19 protein-coding genes are annotated in these 23,210 nt (G+C 58.0%); 16 read left to right on the forward strand and 3 right to left on the reverse strand.

From position 1 onward, the window contains the following. The first annotated feature begins 126 nt into the window (after nucleotides 1–126). From AC781_RS01045 to AC781_RS01110, 14 genes are all read left to right on the forward strand, one after another. The gene (locus AC781_RS01045; protein ID WP_141675666.1) at nucleotides 127–2,115 is read left to right on the forward strand and encodes a hypothetical protein; all 1,989 of its coding nucleotides are present in this window, start codon (nucleotides 127–129) and stop codon (nucleotides 2,113–2,115) included. Between the two features lie 143 nt (nucleotides 2,116–2,258). Then, the gene (locus AC781_RS01050; RefSeq protein WP_141675667.1) at nucleotides 2,259–4,196 is read left to right on the forward strand and encodes a hypothetical protein; all 1,938 of its coding nucleotides are present in this window, start codon (nucleotides 2,259–2,261) and stop codon (nucleotides 4,194–4,196) included. 205 nt (nucleotides 4,197–4,401) lie between these two features. Further along, entirely contained in the window at nucleotides 4,402–6,513 is a 2,112-nt protein-coding gene (locus AC781_RS01055) for a hypothetical protein (protein ID WP_071133167.1), read from the forward strand. Nucleotides 6,514–6,723: 210 nt separating this feature from the next. Beyond that, nucleotides 6,724–7,914 carry a hypothetical protein gene (locus AC781_RS01060; protein WP_218107244.1) on the forward strand — a complete coding sequence of 397 codons (1,191 nt, stop codon included), beginning with the start codon at nucleotides 6,724–6,726 and terminating at the stop codon, nucleotides 7,912–7,914. A gap of 18 nt (nucleotides 7,915–7,932) precedes the next feature. Continuing rightward, nucleotides 7,933–8,253 (forward strand): DMT family transporter, encoded by a 321-nt coding sequence (locus tag AC781_RS01065; protein ID WP_067772105.1) that lies wholly within the window; start codon nucleotides 7,933–7,935, stop codon nucleotides 8,251–8,253. A gap of 132 nt (nucleotides 8,254–8,385) precedes the next feature. Beyond that, nucleotides 8,386–9,711 (forward strand): homoserine dehydrogenase, encoded by a 1,326-nt coding sequence (locus AC781_RS01070; protein WP_067772108.1) that lies wholly within the window; start codon nucleotides 8,386–8,388, stop codon nucleotides 9,709–9,711. A gap of 24 nt (nucleotides 9,712–9,735) precedes the next feature. After that, entirely contained in the window at nucleotides 9,736–10,962 is a 1,227-nt protein-coding gene (locus AC781_RS01075; protein WP_067772111.1) for an aspartate kinase, read from the forward strand. 12 nt (nucleotides 10,963–10,974) lie between these two features. Then, on the forward strand, nucleotides 10,975–12,615 hold the full coding sequence (locus AC781_RS01080; protein WP_067772114.1) for a tetratricopeptide repeat protein: 1,641 nt from the start codon (nucleotides 10,975–10,977) through the stop codon (nucleotides 12,613–12,615). A gap of 50 nt (nucleotides 12,616–12,665) precedes the next feature. Continuing rightward, entirely contained in the window at nucleotides 12,666–14,357 is a 1,692-nt protein-coding gene (locus AC781_RS01085; protein ID WP_067772117.1) for a hypothetical protein, read from the forward strand. A 19-nt stretch (nucleotides 14,358–14,376) separates the two neighbouring features. Then, on the forward strand, nucleotides 14,377–15,465 hold the full coding sequence (locus tag AC781_RS01090; RefSeq protein WP_067772120.1) for an adenylyltransferase/cytidyltransferase family protein: 1,089 nt from the start codon (nucleotides 14,377–14,379) through the stop codon (nucleotides 15,463–15,465). A 34-nt stretch (nucleotides 15,466–15,499) separates the two neighbouring features. Then, nucleotides 15,500–17,062, forward strand: coding sequence for a murein biosynthesis integral membrane protein MurJ (murJ, locus tag AC781_RS01095; RefSeq protein WP_067772123.1), 1,563 nt, complete (start codon nucleotides 15,500–15,502; stop codon nucleotides 17,060–17,062). 4 nt (nucleotides 17,063–17,066) lie between these two features. Further along, nucleotides 17,067–17,843, forward strand: a complete 777-nt coding sequence (locus AC781_RS01100; protein WP_067772126.1) for a HesA/MoeB/ThiF family protein — start codon at nucleotides 17,067–17,069, stop codon at nucleotides 17,841–17,843. Nucleotides 17,844–17,869: 26 nt separating this feature from the next. Continuing rightward, on the forward strand, nucleotides 17,870–18,481 hold the full coding sequence (locus AC781_RS01105; protein ID WP_067772129.1) for a hypothetical protein: 612 nt from the start codon (nucleotides 17,870–17,872) through the stop codon (nucleotides 18,479–18,481). A gap of 216 nt (nucleotides 18,482–18,697) precedes the next feature. Continuing rightward, a complete protein-coding gene (locus tag AC781_RS01110) occupies nucleotides 18,698–19,270 on the forward strand; it encodes a phosphatase domain-containing putative toxin (RefSeq protein WP_083076347.1) in 573 nt (190 codons plus the stop codon). A gap of 45 nt (nucleotides 19,271–19,315) precedes the next feature. On the opposite strand, the gene AC781_RS01115 is transcribed toward AC781_RS01110, so the two are convergent. The 3 genes from AC781_RS01115 to AC781_RS01125 all read right to left on the reverse strand — a co-directional run bounded on the left by AC781_RS01115 (nucleotide 19,316) and on the right by AC781_RS01125 (nucleotide 21,559). Then, the gene (locus tag AC781_RS01115; protein ID WP_083076349.1) at nucleotides 19,316–20,164 is read right to left on the reverse strand and encodes an SPFH domain-containing protein; all 849 of its coding nucleotides are present in this window, start codon (nucleotides 20,162–20,164) and stop codon (nucleotides 19,316–19,318) included. A 28-nt stretch (nucleotides 20,165–20,192) separates the two neighbouring features. Beyond that, nucleotides 20,193–20,684, reverse strand: coding sequence for a hypothetical protein (locus AC781_RS01120; protein WP_141675669.1), 492 nt, complete (start codon nucleotides 20,682–20,684; stop codon nucleotides 20,193–20,195). An 89-nt stretch (nucleotides 20,685–20,773) separates the two neighbouring features. Further along, nucleotides 20,774–21,559 (reverse strand): SDR family oxidoreductase, encoded by a 786-nt coding sequence (locus AC781_RS01125; protein WP_067772135.1) that lies wholly within the window; start codon nucleotides 21,557–21,559, stop codon nucleotides 20,774–20,776. Nucleotides 21,560–21,732: 173 nt separating this feature from the next. Here AC781_RS01125 and AC781_RS01130 point away from each other — a divergent pair, with 173 nt between their 5' ends. Both AC781_RS01130 and AC781_RS01135 read left to right on the forward strand, forming a co-directional pair. Next, nucleotides 21,733–22,263 carry a hypothetical protein gene (locus AC781_RS01130; protein ID WP_067772138.1) on the forward strand — a complete coding sequence of 177 codons (531 nt, stop codon included), beginning with the start codon at nucleotides 21,733–21,735 and terminating at the stop codon, nucleotides 22,261–22,263. 39 nt (nucleotides 22,264–22,302) lie between these two features. Next, a complete protein-coding gene (locus AC781_RS01135; RefSeq protein ID WP_067772140.1) occupies nucleotides 22,303–23,187 on the forward strand; it encodes a tetratricopeptide repeat protein in 885 nt (294 codons plus the stop codon). The last annotated feature ends 23 nt before the right edge of the window (nucleotides 23,188–23,210 follow it).

Below are 23,210 nucleotides of genomic sequence, written 5' to 3' on the forward strand. Positions count from 1 at the left end.
CTCCGCCCGCAGAGCAAAACGCGGCATCCGGCCGGATGCTGAGCCATCCGCACACGCATTCCTCTTGATTACGGGAAGCAACCCGCTACAGTATCCCCGCGCACACGCCATTTTCCAATCATCTTCATGAACACTCGACACACCTTGATGCTCCTGGCAGCATCGGTTCTGCATCCTGCCGCACACGCCGGAGCAGCCCCTCCATCCGCCACTCCGCAAGCCGTACTCCGGCAAATGGCGGAAACTCCGCGCAACGCCCCGGCTACGGCAGAACAACGTGCCGCAGCCCTCGGCTCCCTTGCCATGATCCCGCAGGATGCCGAATTCTTCCTCTCCATCCCGGACATGCCGGGCAGCGCGCAGCGCCTCTCGCAATCCCACTGGGCGCGCACCGCCTATCCGGACCTGCCCGAACTTCATCTCGTCAAGCAACTGCTTGCCGGAAAGGAATACCCCCGGTCTCTCGTCATCGCCGGAGGCGCCGGATCCACCAAGGCACTCGCCCGCATCCTTCCGATACTGGGCCGCATGGAAATAGCCGATTGCCGGGAAAAACGCCTCGGCATCCCGCAGCCGCCTGCCTACGGATCGGAAAACATGACCGACGAACAAATCATGGCCGCATGGCAGCAATACGATCAGAAACGCCACAGGCAAACCCACCCCTTCCGGAGCCCCATCCTGAAAGACCTGTACTCCGCACCGCTTCCGGCCATCACCCTCATCGCGGAACTGCCCGCCCGCCAGATGGAGAAAATACCCGCCGTCATGCAGGAAATCCAGCAACTGTGCAATGACCGCGAGCATGAAGGCTGGTTCAACCTCCTCGGCGAATTCCACGAAGGACAATACGACGGCCTCCACTGGCAGGGCGTACGCATCGACGGCGGCAAAATATACGGCTCCATGCAACGGACTGCCGCCCTGTATGCGTCGGACGCGGCATACGCCCGATGGCTCAAGGAAATGGAACCGCTCCTCTCCGGCCGCGAATGCTATATCCTTGCCGCCACGCACGGGGACAAACTCATCGTCAGCATCTGCACCGACCCGGCCAGGGAAATACACCTCGCCAAAACTCCGCAGGAATCCATCCTCGCCACGGACAAAACCGCCTTTGCCGATGCACGGCTTCCCTTGCATCCGGACATGCTCTTCCACATCGACCAGAGCTTCTTCGAACACCTCGCCCGTGAAATCGACGAACAAATGGCTCGGGAAAAGAAAATACAGCCCCGCTTCTACGCCGCGTCCATCATCGAATTCTGCCAGGCATGCCGCACCCTGATCCAGCCTGCTCCCGTCAACGGCATCATCTGGCAGGACAAGGGAATCCATGCCGAACTGGCCTATGGGCGAGACCGCTCCATCGACCCGTCTTCCATACTGAAAATAGCCTCCATCGCCGACCGCCCAACCACCATCCTCTATGCGGAAGGAGCCAGCTCCCGTGAAGGCATCGGAGCATTCATGCCCTACGCCGCCGAAATCGCCCGCGCCCTTGCGGACGGCCTTGAATTGACGGACGCCTCATTCCGCAAAATCGGCCGGGGCTTCTCCGCCATCCTCGACGGATGGCAGGGAGATGCCGCCTTCGTCATGGACAACCAGGGGCACCTTCCCGCCGAACTGGCAGGCAACATGTCCAAACTGCACATCCCCCGCATCGCCTTCTATGCCGATGTCCGCAACAGGCAGGACATCGAACAGGGCTGGCAAACCGTCGTCCATGAACTCGAAACGATGGATGCCGACGACTTCCTGTCCGACGAACTCATCCCCTACTGGCGCAGCAACGGAACCGACATCTTCCTGACCGACCTGACGGACAAAAACCTCGTCGTCAGCGCATCCGACGCACTCAACAACCAGATACTCGCAGCCGTCGGCAAAACCTCCGGCGACATCAGAGGCGGGGCTTTCGTCCTGCGCTTTGCCCCGATCAAAGAGATGATCGACCGCAACGTCCCCATCTTCGCCGAACAGGGAGATCCCATCCCCGACCAGATCATGGAAATCATCGAACACGTCAGCCAGGCATTCGACGGCATCTACGGCACCGCCACACCGCAAACGAACCGCACGAAACTCCATCTCTACATCAGGGAAAAATAAAACGCTTCACTCCAATGCAAGCCGTCCTTCATGAATGGCTTGCATCCTCCACCGAAATCAACCATACTCAACCTGTACACGGAACACATTGGCTCCGCCTCGAAAACCGGGCAAACGCCAAACAACCACCACATACCACAAACATGAACACCCGACACACCATGATGCTCCTTGCAGCATCCGCACTGGCTCCCATCGCATACGCCCAACCGGACGCCTCCTCAACCAAGCCGACCGCCACCCTCCAACAGATGGCAGCCGTTCCGGCAGCGTCCGCCGCTACCGTCGAACAGCGCGCCGCCAAACTTGGGACTCTGGCCATGCTCCCGGCCGATACCGAAATCTTCTTCAGCATCCCCAACCTCCCCGGCACCGCCGATCGATTGGCTCAATCCGCATGGGGCCGCCTCGGCCTCAAGCCCGAAGACATCACGACCGCGTGGATGGACATCTTCGACTACCCTCGTGAAAAGGCAACCGGCTCCATGGACCTCCGTTCTCTGACGATCTCCATGGGTGCAAATTCAGGCAAAAAGGTAGCCCAAATCATGCCTCTTCTGATGCATGCCATTCAGGCCAAAGCCCAGATGGACAGCATCTATATACCCAATCCTGGTTTTTCGGATCCGGATTTCGACAAAAAAACGGAAGAACAACAGAAAGCCGCGTATCAACAGTACATTGATGAACACTGCCGACAGGAACGAGCCATCATGAATCCGGTCATCAAGGAATTTCTCCAGTCTCCGCTACCTACCGCGTTTGCCATTGCGGAACTGCCCGATCAAGCCGTCGCCAAAATCACGGCAGGACTGGCTGCCATGAAAGAGGAATTTGCGCAAGAAATTTCCGGCATGAAACAACCCTACTACGAAGGTGAACATGCGGGCATCCTCTGGAGAGGCGTCCACTATCAGGGTGCTGAAATCGCCCAATACTTGCAGCAAACCGAATCCTCCTCGAACGCTACCGGCTTCGTACCATGCTTTAGGGACAATGCCGCCTACCTCTCCAAACGCGAAGCCTACCTCCTCTTCGCCATACAGGGCAACAAACTCCTCGTCAGCGTCTGCACCGATCCGGCCAAGGAAATCAAAATCGCCAAAACTCCGCAGGAATCCATCCTTGCCACGAACAAAGTCGCCTTTGCCGACCCTGTACTGGACAAGACCCCCGACATCCTGTTCTTCATCGACAAAAGCTTCTCGGATGCCCTGCCGTCTGTTCTGGACCGGCTCGACCTGAGCCATGGCACTCTCAATCAGTTCAAGCTCATGCAGGCCGCTCCCATTTCCGGCCTCATGTGGCAGGACAAAGGCATCCACCTCGAACTGGCATACGGACAGGATAAAAGCTTCGATCCCGCCCGCCCCCTGAAACTGGCATCCATGGCGGATCTGCCTTCCACCATCCTCTATACCGAAAGCATCAACACCAAAGAAGCGATCGATGCCTCTCTTGCCGAAATAGGAAGCTACATCCAAGAACTGGCCCAATCCATGGCGCTTCCTGCAATCAACACCTTCTGGCACGGCATTGAAACCAGCGCCGGCGGGCTGGACGGCGATAGCGCTCTCATCATCGACAATCAGGGCCACCTGCCCGCCGAGCTCATGCCCGGCACCGACATCGAAAAACTCGAAGTTCCCCGCATGGCTGCCTATTTCGGCATCAGCAACAAGGCAACCATCACCGCCGGGTGGGAAGAAATCCTGAAAGCCTACGACTCTCTGAAGCCGATGGGCCTCCAAATACCGGACCAATTCCTGCCCTACTGCGCCATGGTACAAGCGGACCTTTCCGACAAACAACTCGTCATCAGCGCATCCCAGACCCTCAACAAACAGATCTCCGAAACGGCCGCCAACGCCACCGGAACCCTCAAGGGCGGAGCCTTCGTGCTGAGGCTGGCACCAGTCAAAAGCATGCTCGACAAAGGCGCTCCCATGCTCCAAAGCATGCACTTCCCCATCCCCATTGGGGAAATCAACATGCTCGACTCCCTGTTCGACGGCATCTACGGCACCATCACCCCGAGCAGCAAGGACACGCGCATACACCTCTACATCAAGGAAAAATAACCTGACAACAGCTTCACACCTTCAATCATCCATCCGGGCAACAGATCATGGCGCACATACCTGCACCGTGTACCCTGATGGATGATTTTTTGCTTGCATCCCGTCACCTGATCGACAAAAATAACGACGTACGCCAAAACGGCTCCCGCCACAAACATATACGGAACCGCTCAGGTAAACAACAACAACCACATACCATACGCACATGAACACCCGACGCTCCCTGATGCTCCTTGCGGCATCCGCACTGGCACCCATCGGATACGCCCAAACGGAAGCCCCCGCTTCCACGCCGACCGCCACCCTCCAGCAAATGTCAGCCGCCCCGGCAGCTTCCGCTACTGTCGAACAGCGTGCCGCCAAACTCGGCAGCCTTGCCCTGCTCCCGGCCGACACCGAATTCTTCTTCACCATCCCCAGCCTCGGCGCATCGTTCGAACGCGCCACCGCTTCGCGCTGGCTGCAAGCCTTGAACCCGGATGAGGATTACATGGAAGACCTTCGCACCGACCTCACCGAAGATGCCTTCTCCTCCCTCACGATCTCCACGGGAGCCCAATCGTCCCAGGCCGTTGCACACCTCATGCCCATCATACTCCGCATGGCCTACGGCATCGAGCAAATGGACAAAATCGACATCCCCTACCCCGAAGAAACACTGGAACTTTCCACGGGAGACGACTCGGAAGCCGATGACGAAGAGGATGGTGACAGCCTCGACGAAGACATCGAAGATGTGGAACCGACTCCAGAAGCTCTCGAAAAACAGAAACAGGCCCGCGAAAAACAAATGGCCCGCGAAGCCAAACGCATGGAAGCATGGGACAAATACCGCGCCGAACGCGATAAAAAGCAGGCCGAAATCATGATCCCCATCCTCAAGGACCTCAGCGAAGCGCCCTTGCCGAACGTCCTCGCCATCATCGAACTGTCGGAAGACAATGCAGCAACCGCTCGCGAAGGCATTGATGAAATGCGCAATCAATTCGAAAAATATGCCGCAGAAGAAGCCACCAAGCGAGGCATCACCTTCACAGATGGAGACTATGCAGGCCTCCACTGGCAAGGCATCCATTTCGATGGAGCCACGCTCGTGAAATTCCTCGAAGAAGACCGGGACAGCATGTCCGACTCCGAAAAAGAACTGGCTCAGGCAGTCTCTCCCGGACTTGCCGGACGTGAAGCCAGCATCCTTACCGCCATGCAGGGCAACAAGCTCATCATCAGCATCTGCACCGACCCGGCCAAGGAAATCAAACTCGCCAAAACCCCGCAGGAATCCATCCTTGCCACGGACAAAGTCGCCTTTGCCGATGCGCGTCTGGACAAAAACCCCGACTTGCTCTTCTACGTTGACAAGAAATTCCAGGAAGCATTATCCACCGCCATCGCAACCCAGCTCGGCAGCGGCAAAATCTCCATTCCCGGCATCAATGCAGACACCCTTGTCAATTCCTACGTGGACATGCTGAAAATGGTGCAACCCGCAGCCATCACCGGCATCATCTGGCAGGACAAGGGCATCCACGCCGAAATGGCATACGGACAGGATAAAACCATTGATCCGAACGCCACGCTGAAACTCGCCAGCATGGCTGACCTTCCCACCACCATCCTCTACGGCGAAAGCATCAGCACCCAGGCAGGCCTGAAAACCTCTCTGGCATACGTCGGCCACAGCCTTCGCCAGCTCGCCTCCTCCTTTGCCCTTCCGGAACTCGCCACCCTCTGGATGGGAGTCGAAACCATCACCGAAGGACTGCAAGGCGGCATGGCTGTCGTCGTGGACAATCAGGGTTCCCTGCCCGCCGACATGGTACCCGCGCCGGAACTGGCTCAATTGCAAGTACCCCGCATCGGTTTCTACGCCTCCGTGCAGAACAGGGATTCCATCCTCGCCGGATGGAAAACCGTCGCGGACAGCTTCGCCAAACTGCAATCCAAGAATATAGGCATCATCGGCAGCGCTGACGGCCCGACCTCGATCTTCGTCGATGGCAAAGCCATGTCTCTGATCCAGACCGACCTGAACGACAAACAGCTCGTCATCAGCGCATCCCAGCCGCTCAACAAACAGATTGCCGAAACGGCAGCCAAAGCCACGGGAACGCTCAAGGGAGGAGCCTTCGTACTCCGCATGGCGCCCATCAAAGCCATGGTGGACAAAGACCTCCCGCTCGCCGACAAAATGGGCATGGACACGAAAGAAGTCCGTGAAGTCGTCGACGTCCTCGACAAAGCCTTCGACGGCGTCTACGGCACCGTGACACCGGAAGCCAACGGCACGCGCATCCACCTCTACGTGAAAGAGAAATAACCAGATCGCCCACAGACACCATCCGAAGATGCCCGGCGAACCCGCTTCACGGGCATCTTTTTCTCCCCTCACTGAGCAATGTCTGCATCTACTCGCAATATAACGGTATTCTTTTCTGCCTTCTCACTCATGTCTGCCGGACACGCACAGGAAGGAACATCCATCACCCCACCGTCATCCTCCCTCCATAAGGATACCATAACAACACATGTGTCGACTACGCTCAATCAGCGAACAGCACAACTTGACAACCTCGCACTACTGCCGCCCGATACAGAAATCTTCTGCACGATTCCGAATCTTCCCGAATTCACAAATACCTTCATCACTACCCGTTGGTCGCAAATACTCCATCTGGATGAAGACACCTTGAATAACCTTAAAAACACCGTCTCTCAAAGCGGCATCACCTCCGTCACGGTCGCGACAGGAGTTCGCTCCTCACGAAACATCGCACAATTTCTCTCCATTTATGTTCGCCTAGTACGTAGCCGTGAACAAATTGACGCTCACATGCGACTCTACGAAGACAAGCTTGATCCCGACCAACCACCAGTCATCAATGATGCATATTATGCCGAGGAGGATCGTTGGATTGACGAAACTCTCTTGCCGATACTTGAAGACCTCATCGTCATACCTGTACCGAATGTACTTGCTGTTTTCGACTTGTCACCCGAACGGGCGGCAAAGGTTCGTATGATCTTCGAATCCTCTGGGCAAAACATTGAAGGACTGATTCCGGAATATTTCCGGAATCGCGGGTGCAAATATACCGAAGGCACTTTCTCAGGTAGGTTCTGGAAAGGAATACGTTTTGATGGGAAAACATTGGCGCAATACGTTCAGAAAAACTCACCGCCACACTATCAGGAAATGTTCCGTCGACTGAACAAACGAGAAACCTATCTTCTGGCAACTATGCAGGGAGACAAATTGATCGTCAGCCTCTGTGACGATCCGGACAAAGACCTCAAAATTGCCAAAACACCGCAGGAATCAATCCTCTCCACGGATAAAGTATCCATGATCAATACCATTCCGGATAAAAAATACAACCTGCTTTTCCATATTGATCAGCAATTCCACGAGGCATTAACCACACAACTTCGTGCCTTTCCCGGTACCGACCGAATCTCCTCTATCGTCCCTACACCGTTAACGGATGTTATCCTGCATACCAGTGGCAACCTTCTCGCAAAATGCCAAGCATCCCCTGTCTCCGGAATCATCTGGCAGGATCAAGGTATTCATGCACTGCTCTCCTACGGCAAAGACCACGCGTTGAAGGACACGCAGGCAACCATCGACCAAATTCATGCAACCATCGACAGCCTCCACGGCAGCATTACGCCGGGTGAACACGAAACCCACCTCCACTTCCACCTGAAAACGGAATAACCCGTATCTCATCCGATCATGCCCTGGCTCTGCCTCATCTTCGCCGGATTATTTGAAATCGGCTGGCCTCTCGGCTTCAAACTGGCCGACACCTACCCCCGATACTTCTGCCATTCCATCAGCCTCGCCGTCGCATCCATGGCCTTGAGCGGGTACCTGCTGTATCTCGCTCAAAAAAGCATACCCATCGGCACCGCCTACGTCATCTGGACGGGTATCGGAGCCGTCGGAACCGTCATCCTCGGCATCTGCTTCTTCGGGGATTCTTCCAGCCTCCTGCGCCTCCTCTTCGTCTCCCTCATCCTAATCGGAGTCGTCGGTCTGAAATGCGTCCATTGATGCAAAGCTCACGTCCCTCTGCAACCGAGCCCGTGTGAAGCATCGCCGCCGGGCGGACGAAAACGCCTCTTGCCAAACTATTGGCTTGAAAAAGCACACGATTCCCGCTAGACTCCCCGCGCACGATATATCATGGAGAAGCCATTACAGTTGGGCCTCGCCGGGCTCGGCACGGTCGGCACGGGTGTCTACGAAACCATCAGCCGCAACCACGCCATCCTCGAAGCCCGCGCGCAAATCCCCTTTGCCATCAGGAAAGTCGCCGTACGCGACCTTTCTCGCCCACGTGATGTGGAACTGCCTCCCGGCCTCCTGACGGACAATTGGCGCGACCTTGTCGACGACCCTGAAATCGACATCATCATTGAACTGATCGGCGGCACCACCGAAGCCTATCGGCTCGTCAAAGCCGCGCTGCAGGCACGCAAACCCGTCGTCACCGGCAACAAGGCTCTCCTCGCGGAATACGGCTCCGAACTATTCCAGCTCTCCGCCACAATGGGCGTCCCCCTCTACTTCGAAGCATCGGCAGGAGGCGGCATACCCATCATCCAGAGCATGCAGAATTCGCTCATCTGCAACCACATCAAATCCATCATCGGCATCATCAACGGCACCTCGAACTACATCCTTTCCTCCATGGAGCTGGAAGGAGTATCCTTCGAAACAGCTTTGGCACGCGCCCAGCAGCTCGGCTTCGCCGAAGCGGACCCGACCTTCGACATCAACGGATGGGACGCCGCCCACAAGGCGCTCATCCTCACCATGCTCGCCTACGGCACGCCCCTGACCAGCGATAAAATCTACGTCTCCGGCATTCAGGGCGTCCAGCAAGTGGACTTCGAATTCGCCCGCAAGCTCGGCTACAACATCAAACTGCTCGTCGTCATCCGCCATCACGATGATACCGACGCTCTCGAACTGCGCGTACAGCCCAGCTTCATCCCGAACGACCACATCCTCGCTTCGGTGGACGGCGTCTTCAACGCCATTGCCGTCGATGGAGACATTGTCGGCGAAACACTCTTCTACGGTCGCGGCGCAGGCAAAAACCCCACGGCCTCCGCCGTCATTGCGGACGTCATCACGGCCATGCGCGAATCCCTCCACCCGGAACACCACACCGGATTCCACCCCTACGACAAAGAACGCCGCGTCCTCAACATCAACGAAACCGTCACCCCCTGCTACGTCCGCTTCCGCGTGGCGGACAGGCCCGGCACCATCGCCGAAATCGCCAGTTCCCTCGCCTGGCACAAAATCGGCATCTCCGCCACCAGCTCCACCAAAGGCGCGCCGGACGAACACGGCACCATGTGGAACGACCTCGTCTTCATTCTCCACTCCTGCCCGTGGGGACAGCTTCAGGCCGCACTGGCGGAAATCGCACAGTTTGCGGACATCGATCCCTCTCCCGCCGTCTTCCGAATCGAAAAACTCGGCACATCTTCCACCTAAACCATCCCCCACACAGCAGCATCCATGGCTCTCATCGTACAGAAATACGGCGGTACCTCGGTCGGTACCATTGATCGCATCCGCAACGTCGCGCGCCGCCTGATGGAAACGGTCGCCGAAGGCAATCAGGTAGTAGCCGTCGTCTCCGCCATGAGCGGCGTCACAGACGGACTCATCAAGCTGGCTAAAGACGTGACGGCGCAACCCAGCGAACGCGAACTCGACGTCCTGATGGCGACGGGAGAACAGCAATCCATCGCCCTGCTCAGCATGGCCATTCACGACATGGGGGGCAAAGCCGTCTCCATCACCGGCGCGCAGGCAGGCATCTGCACCTTCGGCTCCCACACGCGGGGCCGCATCAAATCCATCAAACCGGACCTGATGCACCAATACCTTGCCGACGGCAACATCCTCATCTGCGCCGGATTCCAGGGAACCACCGAAGAAGGCCTCATCCATACCCTCGGCCGCGGCGGCTCCGACCTCTCTGCCATCGCACTCGCCGCCGCGCTCAAGGCGGACATTTGCCAGATTTTCACCGATGTGGACGGCGTCTACACCTGCGACCCGCGCGTCGTCAAAAACGCCGTCAAAATCGATGAACTCTCCTACGACGAAATGCTCGAAATGGCTTCGAGCGGCTCGAAAGTCATGCAATCCCGCTCCGTCGAGTTTGCGAAAAAGTACGGCGTCGTCTTTGAAGTACGCAACTCCATGAACACCCATCCCGGTACAATCGTGAAAGAAGAAATCCCTGCAATGGAAGCCGTCGTCGTCCGCGGCGTATCGATCGAACGCAACCAGGCCCGCGTCACCATCGCCGGCATCAGCGAACCCGTCGCCTACACGGCGAAAATCCTCGGAGCGCTCGCCGAAGCCGAAATCAACATCGACATGATCGTGGCCAACACCGCTCATGACGGCGTCGCCCGCCAATCCTTCACCATGCACATGAACGACCTCGGCTCCGCCCAGGCCGCCCTGAAACCCCTCATCGCCGAATTCGGCTCCTCCGCCAAGCTCGAAACGGAAGCAGGCCTCGCCAAGCTCTCCGTCGTCGGCATCGGCATGCGCTCCCATTCGGGCGTCGCTGCCACCGTCTTCCAAACACTGGCCGATGCAGGCATCGCCGTCGGCATGATCTCCACCTCGGAAATCCGCATCACCGTCACCGTCGACGAAATCGACATCGAACGCGCGGCACAAGTCGTGCATGACGCCTTCAACCTCCACCGCGTCAACGGATAACCCCGCATCACCATGGAGCACACGCCGGACGACCATTCGGGACAATACGCCCCGGCCCCCTGGGCCAAATGGCTGGTGATCGGCGGCCTCGTCGCCGCCATCGTCGGATTGGAAATCTACACCTATCGTCTCGGCGTCTCCCACGGCTTTGCCGAAGGATCGAACAAACCCTCCAGCAACGCCATCGCGGCCAGCGACAACAAAGCCGTCGACCACCTCAAGCACTTCATGCAGTGCGCGGCTTCGGACACGGAAAGCCTCTCGCAGCTCGTCCGCAACCGCAAACAGGAACTTGCCTGGATCAAAGACCCTGAAGTCCTCACCGAAGTGGAATGGACACTCGGCCTCTCCCTGCTCCAACGCGAACAGATAGCCGCCGGGCGAGAACTCTTTCAGGAACTCTTCGACCGTACGGGAGACAAACCCACTGCCCTGTGGACACACCGCATGGAAAGCGTCGCCCGCGCCGAAAGCGCACTGGGCGATCCTGCACAGGCTCTCCGGTGGTGGAAAAAGGCGCAGGAAAACTACGCAGGCCTCGGCATGACCCGCGAAGAAATCCGCTGCCTCGAAAAACAGGTCGAACTCCTCTCGGGCCAAAACAACCCGCAGGCACTCGAAACCGCCCTGAAAACCCTCAGCGACCGTGCCCTCACCCTGGGGGAATCCGGCCGGCTGCTCCAGGCCAACACCCTCGTCCAGCTCGGCCGGCTGCTCCGCACGCAGGGGAATAAAAACGACTCGAACCAATACTTCGAAAAAGCCCTCGGCCTCTGGAAAGGCGAACAGGGCCTTCAGCTCGGCAGCGCCCAAATCTGCTTCGGAGAAGCCCTGATGGATGCCGGACGCGAAGAAGAAGCCGAAAAACTCCTCATCAAAGGCGTCGACTCCCTCAACGCCACTCCCGCCGATGCCGGGTACATGATGAGCGGCCTCCGCACCCTCGCCCAGCTCGCCGTCAAAAAGGGGGACTACAACGCCGCCCTCGCCTACCTCTACCGTGCCGACGGCGCAGCCCACGGCCGTCTCCCGGACAACGACCCCTACTGGACCTGCCTGTACGACCAGCGCGGCTGGGTACACCTCCTCCAGAACGAACCGGAACTTGCCGCCCGAGACTTCTTCAAAGCCATCAAACTCCAGACCGAACCGACCGCCCTCGCCCAAGCCTATGAAGGCATGGGCCGCTCCTGCATCCTCCTCGGCAAGGGAGAACAGGCTCACAAAGCCCTCACGCAGGCCTACAGCCTGAGAAAACAGCACCTGCCCACCGACATCGCCGGACTGGCGCGCGTCGCCCGCTCCCTCGGCCAGGCTTGCGACATCAACGGCAACACCGATGAAAGCACCCGGACCTATGGAGAAGCCCTCGGCTATTTCGACCGGCTCGGCGAGGCCGCGCCGCAGGAAGACCTCGCCCTCACCCTGATGAGCCTCGCCTACGCCTGCCAGGAACGTAAGCAATGGCAGGAAGCGAAAACCTACTGGGAACGCCTCATCGCCATGACCCCAGAAACAGACGAACGCAGGCAGGACATGCAATCCCGGCTTCAGGATTGCAATCGCGCTCTGGGCGTCGCCAATATTTCCCCTGCGTCTGCCGACAAAGCAACCGTAAAACCGCGCAGCACGAGAACATCTCGCCGCCGCTGACCGCCCCTTTCAGATAACACCGCCAACCGGAACACATCTCCCCCACCGCCATGTCCCTCATCAATCGCCGTTACAAACCGCGCAAACGCACTCACCGGACGATCGTCCCCGTCGTCATCATCGCCGCGCTCCTCTGCGGGGCGGCGTTTCTGATCTACCAGAAATCGAACATCCAGAAAATGTTCGATCCCGTCACCATCACAATCATCAGCAATCAGGAGGCCAATGCCAAACTCGCCTCCCTGATGCGCGACCTCGGCGGCGACCGCGCTACACTCCTCAAACTCGCGCAAAACTACAAAATCCGCCTGGCAGAAATCACCACCGATCCCCAATCCAACCAGATCTACGACAAGGCGACGGTACAGCGCTTCGAATGGACATTGATGAACCGCCTCATCGACGCAGGAGAGTGGAAGGAAGCCAAGAAAATCCTGCCGAATGTCGAAGACGTCATCCGCATTCCGCAACTTGAAGATCTCGCCGTCGAAGCGAAAGAACGGGGCGACGACGAACTGCAAATCCGCCTTGAGGAAAAAATCCAGAAAAGCATGCGCAACTCGAACGAGCCGATCGAATACCTCGTCCGCTCCCTGCGCCGCCATACGGCCACGCTCCTTGCTCTGAAAAAGGACAAAAAAGCCATCGAAATCCTCTCCTGCCTCAGCGAACCCGGCATCCAGAAAAAATGCTCCGAAAATGCCGCCATCGCATCCGAAGCCGCCAACCTGCTACTCCTCAGTGACAAACTTTCGGATGTCAGCAACGCATCTGGACTCCAACTGGCGGAAACCATCCTCAAAAACGCCAAATGCACCCAATCGCCCGCCATCCCTAAAATCCTGATGGAAAAATCCCGCAAAAGGCTTCAGGACAACAAAGGCATGGATCGTAACGCCCTTCTCGACATCGAGGCCGATCTCGACCGCTGTCGCGAATCCCTGCTGGCCTATCCCGATGAAGAACAGAGCCTCCCCGAATGCACACTCATCCTCGGAGAAATACGCTACAAACTCAACAATTACGACGGCTGCGTCTCCGCCCTCTCGCAGGCAGCCGCCTTTGCAGAAGCATTCAACAAAATGACGCCCGAATTGAAACTGCGCATCACCCGGCTCCGCGCACGCGCCAACAGCGCCCGGGGAGCTCAAGACGAGGCCATTGCCGACCTCAAATACCTTGCCGCCAACGAAACGGATCCCAACGAAAAATTCAAGGCATTCTATTTCCTGAGCAACAACACCGTCGGAGAAGAACGCATCCAGAAACTCCTCGAATGCTGGAACATGGTGCCCGACAACGACGCCCCGACCGAAGAACAGCAGGCCTGCAAGGCCGACATGGCTTGCGAACTCGGCAACTACTACTTCGACAACGAAAAATACGCCGATGCCATCACGTGGTTCCGCCGTGCGGATATTCCCCTGCAAGCCATCGCCAAGGACACTGACGGCCGCCGCCTGAGCAACCTCCTGAAAATCGGCAACGCACACCTCAAAAACAGAAAGGTTTACGAAGCCCGCAAAGTCTATAAAAACCTCGTGGACACCATCAAAGCCATGAGCGAAGAAGATCAGGAAACCCTTGCCAAAACCAAACAGAGCAAGGATGTCGAATCCACCCTCTTCAAGAAAGCCGTACGCGAATACGCCAACACCTATCACCTCGACCGCGACAAGGACACGGCCCGCAGCATCCTGAAGCAGATCGACGAACGCCTTCCCTCCTCGCCTCGCAAATAACCTTTCACCCACTCTCGATATGAAAAAAATATTCGTCTCCGGATGCTACGACATCCTCCACGCCGGACACATCCAGTTCTTTCAGGAAGCCCGCGCCCTGGGCGATTACCTCATCGTCTCCTTCGCCTCGGAAGACGTACTCTGGCACCACAAGCAGCGCAAACCCTCCATCCCGGACGAACACAAAAAAGTGCTGCTCGAAAGCCTCCGCATGGTTGATGAAGTCATCGTCGGCACATGCATGACAAAAGGCCTCGACTTCGAAAAGGAATTCCTCGAAATCAAGCCGGACATCCTCGCCGTCACCGAAGACGACCTCTATGCGGACGTCAAAAAGGACCTGTGCGCCAAAGTCGGAGCACAATACCTCGTCCTCCCCAAAACACCGCCGAAATTCACACCCGTTTCCACCACGCTGCTCGTCAACCGCATCAAGGCGCCCACAGAAGTACCCCTTCGCGTCGACTTCGCCGGAGGCTGGCTCGACGTACCGAAATACTCCCGCCCGGGCGCATACATCGTCAACTGCTCCGTCACCCCCATGGTCTCCCTGCGCGACTGGAAATACGAAAAGAAATCGGGCATGGGCGGCAGCGGAGCATGGGCCATCCTCGAAGGCCGCAATCCCCTTCAATCGGAACTCGACCTCGGCGTCGGCTGGCAGGATCCCGCCGTCATCTCCGAAACCGGCCTCTGCGTCTGGCGCTCCGGAGAACGCCCCATCCTCGATGCCAAATGCACGGGCGACTTCCTCGAAGGCCGCATGGCCATCTACTACACCGGCTACGAACACGACACCCCCGGCAACGTCGGCAAGGAACGCGACTATGACCGCATCGCCCAAAGCTCGCTCATAGCCCGCACCGGCGTACTGGAAAGCAACATCCAGACCCTCGCCGCAGGCGTCTCCCTGTATTACAGCGTCCAGCTCGAAGAAGGCATGAAACCCCTGCCCGCCATCTCCGGCAGCATCGCCCGCAAATACTGCGGCGGCGGCCACGGCGGCTACGCCCTCTACCTCTTCCCCACCCCGGAAGCGCGCGAAGAGGCCATCAAGGCCCAGCCGGAGCTCACACCCATCGAACCGTACTGCCGCAAGCTCGCCTGAGCCGCACCGGCCGAACGCATACCCTGCCCGTAACATGTCCCTGATGCGCAGCAGCATGATCGCCTCCGCGGCCACATTCTGTTGCCGCTTCACCGGACTGGTGCGAGAACTCGTCTATACATCCCTCTTCGGGGCGACGGGAGCGCTCGATGCATTCTATACCGCCTTCCGCATCCCGAACACCCTGCGTGACCTCTTTGCGGAAGGTGCGCTCTCCCAGTCCTATACCAGCGTCGCCTCCAAAACGCGGCAGCAGGACGGCGAAGAAGCCGCGTGGAACCTCACCCGGAAAATCGCCACCCAGCTTACTACGCTGATGCTCGCCATCATCACGATCGGCATCCTCGTATCCGGACCCATCATGGAAGCCATGTACCCGGCCACCGGTAAAGCGCGCGACCTGACACTGGCTACGGGCCTCTGCCAAACGATGTGGCCCTTCATCGGCTTCGCCTCCCTCTCGGCCCTCGTCATGGGCGCCCTGAACATCTGCGGCTCCTTCGGCCTGCCCATGCTGGCCTCAGCGGCATTCAACATCGTCTCCGTCATCTTCGGCCTTGCCATCGGCTACTGCTTCGATCCCCACTTCGGCCCCATGGCCCTCTACGGCTTCGCCATCGGCGTCGTACTCGGCGGCGGCGCACAGCTCGCCGTCCAGCTGCCGAAGCTCCGGCAGGCCGGATTCCGGTGGAAACCCGACTGGAACTGGAAAGACCTCCGCTGTAAAAAAATCTGGTTCCTCATGCTGCCGGGCGTCGTCGCTTCAGGCGTCACCCAGCTCAATGTACTGATCAACAACACATTTGCCCTTCAACTGGAATCCGGCTCCGTCACCGCCCTCTCCGCCGCCTTCCGCCTGTGGCAGCTTCCCGTCGGCCTCTTCGGTGTCGCCACGGGCATGGTCGTCCTCCCATCCGTCTCCCGCATGATCCTCGGTGAGGACCGCAAACTCATCTCCGACCACATCGCCAAGGCCCTGCGCTTCGTCTCCTTCTTCGCCGTCCCGTCCACCATCGCCCTCGGCCTGCTGGGCACGGAAATCGTCTCCCTCATCTTCCAGCGCGGCGAATTCACGGCCGGCGCCTCGGAACTCACGGGCAACGTCCTCGCCTCCTACGCCCTCGGCCTGTTGGGATATGCCGGCATCAAAGTCGTCCAGCCCGTCTTCATGGCCGTCGAAAAACCGTGGGCTCCCATGATCATGGCCGTCATTGCACTGGGCATCAGTGTCTCGCTGAACTACTACTTCGTCAACATCCTGCACTGTAACGCCGCATGGCTCGCCGTCACCACCTCCATCATCACCACGCTGAACTTCGCCGCCTACTACATCTACCTTTCGCGGCTCATGGGCAGTTCCGGAGCCGGAACGCTCCTCCCCGGATTCATCCGCATCATCCTTGCCGGCCTCCCGATGGCAGCCATCTATGCCATCGGACATTACTACCTCTTCGACGGCTTCACCTCATGGGGCTTCTGGCCCAAACTCCTCTCTCTTGCCCTCGTCGGCGGCATAGGCGGCATCGCCTATCTGGCAGCCGCCTGGATATTGAAAGTACCCGAACTGAACGCCTTCCGCAAACGATTCGCCCGCTGACGCCATGATGCACCCCACCTCCCGACTGACCGACGACGAACAAACCCGCTACGCCCGCCAGACTATCCTTCCCGGCATGGGAGAAGAAGGCCAGCTCCGGCTGAAACAGGCTTCCGTCTTCATCGTCGGCTGCGGCGGCCTCGGCTCGCCCGCCGCCATGTATCTGGCAGCTGCAGGCATCGGCAGGCTCGGTCTCTGCGACTTCGACAATGTGGAAGCCTCGAACCTCCAGCGCCAGCTCCTGCACAGCGAACAAAGCGTCGGCACCCCCAAACTCGAAAGCGCCGCCGCCCGGCTCTCCGGCCTCCGATCCGATCTCGACATCGTCCTGCACGAACAACCGTTTACAGCCGATTCCATCGAAACCGTCCGCGGTTACGACATCCTTCTGGATGCCTCCGACAACTACGAAACCCGCGATGCTCTGAACCGTGTTGCACTCGCGCTCGGCATCCCGCTCGTCAGTGCGGCCGTATCGCAATACGGCGGGCAAGTCACCGTCTACGCCCCCCACCTCGGAGGCCCTTGCTATCGTTGCGCCGTACCGGAAATCCCTGTACCCGGCACCTACCCCACACCCGCACAGCTCGGTATCATGGGAGCCGTCGCCGGCACTCTGGGCTGCATGGAAGCCATGGAAACCATCAAACTCATCACGGGCGCAGGACAGCCCCTGATCGGCGCCATGCTGCACCTCGACCTCCTCACAGGCAAGGCCACCCGCATCACCCTGCCCCGCGACCCATCCTGCCCCGCCTGCCATACGGACACATCCGCATAAGGTGCGCGGAAACATCCATCCCCGCCATGGAACTGAATGCCTATGAAATCCTGCCCGGCTGCTTTCCGCCAGAACTCGGAGAAGATGTAGCCGCCGTCATCAAAGCATTATCCTCCCTGGATCCGGCTACCTACAGATACACATATCACGCCTCACAGCAGGGCAAAACATGGACAATACCATCCACCATCTATCATGGTTACAATGAGGATCACTGGCCCCATGTCCGCCGCAGACTTCCTCACAAATACGATTTTCCCAGCCTGTCGGACATGCAGAAAACCATTCTCAACTGCATTCTCCTGCGGCATCAAGACACGGATGTTGTCCATCAGGCTTTGAAACAGATACTCGCTTGCACCGAAATCTGGATGCTCCCCTTCTCCTTCCCGCTCCTTGGCATCCATCACAAAGCCGTCCTGTTCGACCTCTGGGAACACATCGTCACCAACATGGACCGTTACTTGGCCTTCATCAAGGAAAACCGCAAACTCTTCCACATAGTCGGACAAAACTCGGGCATCGGCCATTGCAAACGACTCAGGCAAATGGACATCCGCTACCAGATCCTCCGCGAATTGAAACGGCGCATCCAACCGTTTCCCAAAGAAAAAGCTCCGGATTACAACTGGCCCTGACGCCATCCCGGCTCACCCCTCCGTCGGGGACAAGCCCATTGACGCATACGAGCATTCATCATATATGCCCTATATAAAAGCATCGTGGTTTTATCATCAAACAACATGCCAAACTGCTGCTGAAAACAGAATGCAGAATCCACGCACGCCCCTTGCCCTTTCTTTTCCGTTTGACACCCTGGAAAAAAACCGTTAGTGTAGAAAAATATTTCATCCATGATTCCGCTTGCCTCCGTCACACGCCTTTCCCTCCTGTTGCTGATCTCCGTGCAACTCCTCGCCTGCTGTTCCTCCAAAGAAGAACAACCGGCCGCCCATGCCGAAAAACTGGCACTCGTCGACAACTGCTACAAAATCTCCCCGAAACTCCTTCGTTCCGGGCAGCCATCCCGCAAAGACTTCCGCAAACTCGAACAATACGGCATCAAAACCGTCCTGAACCTTCGTGAATACCATTCCGACGACAAGGAAGCGCGCGGCACCGGTATCAAACTCCTCCACATCCCGCTCGCAGCCGGAAGCGTCACCGAAGACGAACTGCTCGCCTGCCTTCTCGCCATCAAAAAAGCTCCCTCCCCCGTTCTCGTCCATTGCTGGCACGGCTCCGACCGTACAGGCATCGTCTGTGCAGCCTACCGCATCGCCGAGCAGGGATGGACTCCCGATGCCGCTTTGCAGGAATTGACGGACGGCCCCTTCGGCCACCATGAATGGTACTACTCCAACCTTGCCGAACTGGTCAAGGCCATCGACTGGCAGCAGTTCACCGAGAAATACAAAAAAGGCTGAAACCGCCCGCTGCGGATTCAGCCATTCTCCGAAAATCGGAATTCCTCACTTGCCGCCCTGCTGGTCGTTCAGGGAAAGAAGCGTATTCATCCCCGTGGGAATATACACCTTGTCGCCCGGCTTCGAAGCGATCACCGCATAGGCATCCAGCATCTTCTGAGCCATCAGAATGCGGGCTGCCTCCTCCTTGCCGACGGATGCGGACAATGCCTCCAGATAACTCTTCTCCGCCTCCGCCAGAATCGCCAGCGCGCGGCTTTTTCCTTCGGCCTTCAGAATGGAGGCTTCCTTCTCTGCCTCCGCATCGCGAAGCGTCGCTTCCGCCTTGCCTCGGGCTTCCAGGCTGATGGCACGGCTCTGTCGCTCGGCATTGAGCTGCTGAAGCATCGCGTCCTGCGTCACCTGATCGGTCCGCAGCTCCTTGATCTCGATACTGATAATCTGGATACCCCACCGCTGCGCCGTCGCCGCCACATTGGCTACGATCTTTTCCGAAAGCGTGGCACGCGAACCGAGAATATAATCCAGATCGGATGAACCGATCACCGCGCGCATCTCGTTCAGTACGGATTCGATCAACGACTTGTGCAGGCGATCCACCTCGTACACGGCCTTGATCGGATCCACAATACGCCAGCGAATAATGCAATCGGCGGACACCTTCGCATTATCCCGCGTAAAACATTCGCGGGGAGTCGTATCGAGAATCTGCTCGGCCTTTTCGATGAACACGCCGTCACGGTTCGACGAAGGCCATGCATCCGCCACATTCTTCACCTGTTCCAGAAAAGGGATGCGGAAACGCAGACCGCTCTCCTGTACCCTCACGGGCTTGCCAAAACGCTCAATAATGCGGCAATGCGCTTGCGGAACAATACTGATAAAAAAATCCATGATACTGTCGGGGCTGATTTTTGGCAGTTTACGCCGTACTCCCGCACTTGGCAATCAAAAACGTGCCGTTCGACTGATTTTGAATCAGCACGGGCTCGCGGTCGGAAAACTCATTCAGATCCTTTGCCTCGACCGCCCACAATTCGCCGTTCCATTCTACGAAACAGGCCTCGCCGATACGCCGGAAAACTCCGACCGAACCCGGAGCATTCTCCACACTCTCCCTCACGGCATTCCTCAACAGCAGGCGGGAAACCAGAGGCAGCACGAATTTCCGCCAGAACAGCATGTACAGGGCAAGCGCCAGCAGGGCGAACCCAAGAAACACAAGCACATCCCATTGCAGCGGCGCATCCACCCATAACGTGAAATACAACGCAAACACCCCTGCGGAAACCAGAGAGAGAGCCTCCGTCTGAAAGAAAAGATCCAGCACCAGCAGCGTCACGGCTACGGCAAGCAGCCAATGCGTCACCTCCCAACCAAACGGCAGAAACGATTCAATATCAGAAAAATCCATGGAAACAATCAGCATGTAAAGCGGAAGCATGCTTGCCGCAACATGGTCACCTTATCGGCGAAACTGCCGGCTGTCAAGCCGGAAAACATTCACTCCCCTGCCGTCTCACCGAGGCAATACGACCACCCGTGCTCGCCGTGATAAATCATCTGGCGGCTCATGCCGCCGTCTGCCGTCACATTCTGTGCGTTGATGAATCCGGCATCCGGCCCGCACAGGAACAAAGCCAGCTTTGCCACATCCTCCGGCACGCCCGCACGGCCCGCAGGATGCTGCCTCTCGTCCGCTTCGGACAAAGCCGCACCAGCGGCCTCCGTCTGAATCCAGCCGGGACTGATGCAATTCACGCGAATACCGCGGGAAGCCATACTCATCGCCATGGCGTGCGTCAGCGCGACGATACCGCCTTTCGCGGCAGAATAGCTCTCCGTATCCGGCATGGACTGCTCCGCCCGGGTGGATGCGATATTCACAATCGCACCGCCCTCTCCAAAACGATCCATGAACAGGCGGGCCAATTCATACGGAGCCGCCACGCCGACGCACAACACCTCCAAGAAGTCATCATACGAGCAGCCGCCGAGCAAACCTCCTTTGCTGAAACAGGCATTGTTCACCAGCACATCCACATGCCCGTACCTGGTCAGCACCTGTGCGGCAAACGCCTCCAGATCCTCTTTTTTCCCCACATCCCCGTGCACGAACAAATGTCCGCCTCCCGGCAAAGAAGAGGCCAGCCGTGCTCCCTCCTCCCCGGCCCTGTCGATCACCGCCACATGCGCACCCTTCGCAGCAAAGGCCTCGGCAAGGCAGCGTCCGATCCCATGCACGCCGCCAGTCACCACCACCACCTTGGAAAAATAACCGGACTTCATGGCTCCATCCTACCTTATGGCAACTCCGATTGCAAGAACGCTTTCGCACGGGCAATACAAAACAGCCTCCAATCGCTTCATACCAAACAAACTCATGCATGCACCCGCTCCTCTATCCGATGACATGGGAACCTCTTGCCTCTGGCGCTTCCCTCCTGTATTCTCAACCACACATGCAAAAGAGTCATCTCTATTCCATCGCCGCCCTCTTGCTGCTCGCACCTGCCATGGTTTCCTGCACGGTGACGTACGGCAATACGGATATTGTGACCGCCAAGGAAAAACTGGCAGCCATGAGCCCCGGCAAGACGACGAAAAACGATGTGTTCGAAGCATTCGGACAACCTTCCGACGTCGTTCCGCTCGACCATGACAAAGGCTCATGCTGGATCTACCGCTTCCGCAAGGCATCCAACAACACCATCGCCTACCTGCCGATGGGCGTAGGCCTCGTAGCCGGAGGCAAGAACGGCGACGTGTACACCCGCCTCTTCGACTTCAACAGGAAAAACATCCTGACCGACACTCGCGCCGTCTCCAAGGAACTCTACACGTCCAATCTCTTCTCGCTCGGACGCACCATCAACAACCTCTGGTCCACGAACGACTCCCAAAAACGCGTCCATGAAGAAATGAAACGCCTGGACAAACCGTTCGATGAAAGCCGGGGCAGCGAAGACCAACTTCTGGAAAACGCCCTGTAACCTCATCTCGCACCCACCATCAAACCACCGCTTACCACCATGTTCGACCTCTCCTCGTTCCGATCCCTCGTCAAGCGCCCCGCCCTCCTCGCCGTGTCCTGCCTGTCCGTCATCTCGTGCGGTACGACGCTCACCCTCGACGAACCCGTCCCGGCCATCATCGATGTCAACCGCAACTCTACGCTGGCCATCATCGCCGACAACAGCGTCGGACGCGACATCGCCCGGGAAGTACGCATCAAGCTTCACCCCAGCGGGTTCTACCGCATCCAGCCCCTGCTCCATTCTCCGGATCCCGATACGGACGTACTCGTCGCCCTCAGCGGCAGCTATCTTGACTGCACCATCAACTACGATACCAGCCACGACCACGATCACAACCACGACAAAAAACACAACAGGGACAGGTACGACGATGACCGCCGCATCTCCTCCTACGATGTCCGTGGCGGCACCACCTGCCGCATCTCCTCCCGTTGTACCGGCTCCTCGGCCTACCGCAATTACTACGGCAGCGATACTTCGTACAACTCCGAATACGCCGCCCACGACGAGGTAATCGACGAAATCTCCGACAAAATCGTGCGCGACCTGGTTCCCCACCAGAGCACCTACACCGTCACCATCGACTCGGACGACGAAAACCCCATCCTCGAACAGGCAGCGGAAGCATGCAAGGCCGGGAACTGGACGCTCGGCGAACAGCTCGCCAAACAGGCATCCGCCAACAAACCGCAATCTGCGGAACCGTGGTTCCTGCTCGGCATCATCGAACGCAGCAGAAGAAACTTCACGCGCTCGTCTGAACTGATCGCCAAGGCAGCCTCTCTCCAGCCCTCAGGCAAATACCAGAGGGAACTCCGCCGCAACAGCGAAATTCAGATCAACATGCAGGCGGTCAAGCATCAGCTCCAAACACTCTGACACTTCCCTCCTCCATCGGTATC

It is taken from the genome of Neoakkermansia glycaniphila, from assembly GCF_001683795.1.
In the GTDB taxonomy this organism is placed as follows: domain Bacteria; phylum Verrucomicrobiota; class Verrucomicrobiia; order Verrucomicrobiales; family Akkermansiaceae; genus Akkermansia; species Akkermansia glycaniphila.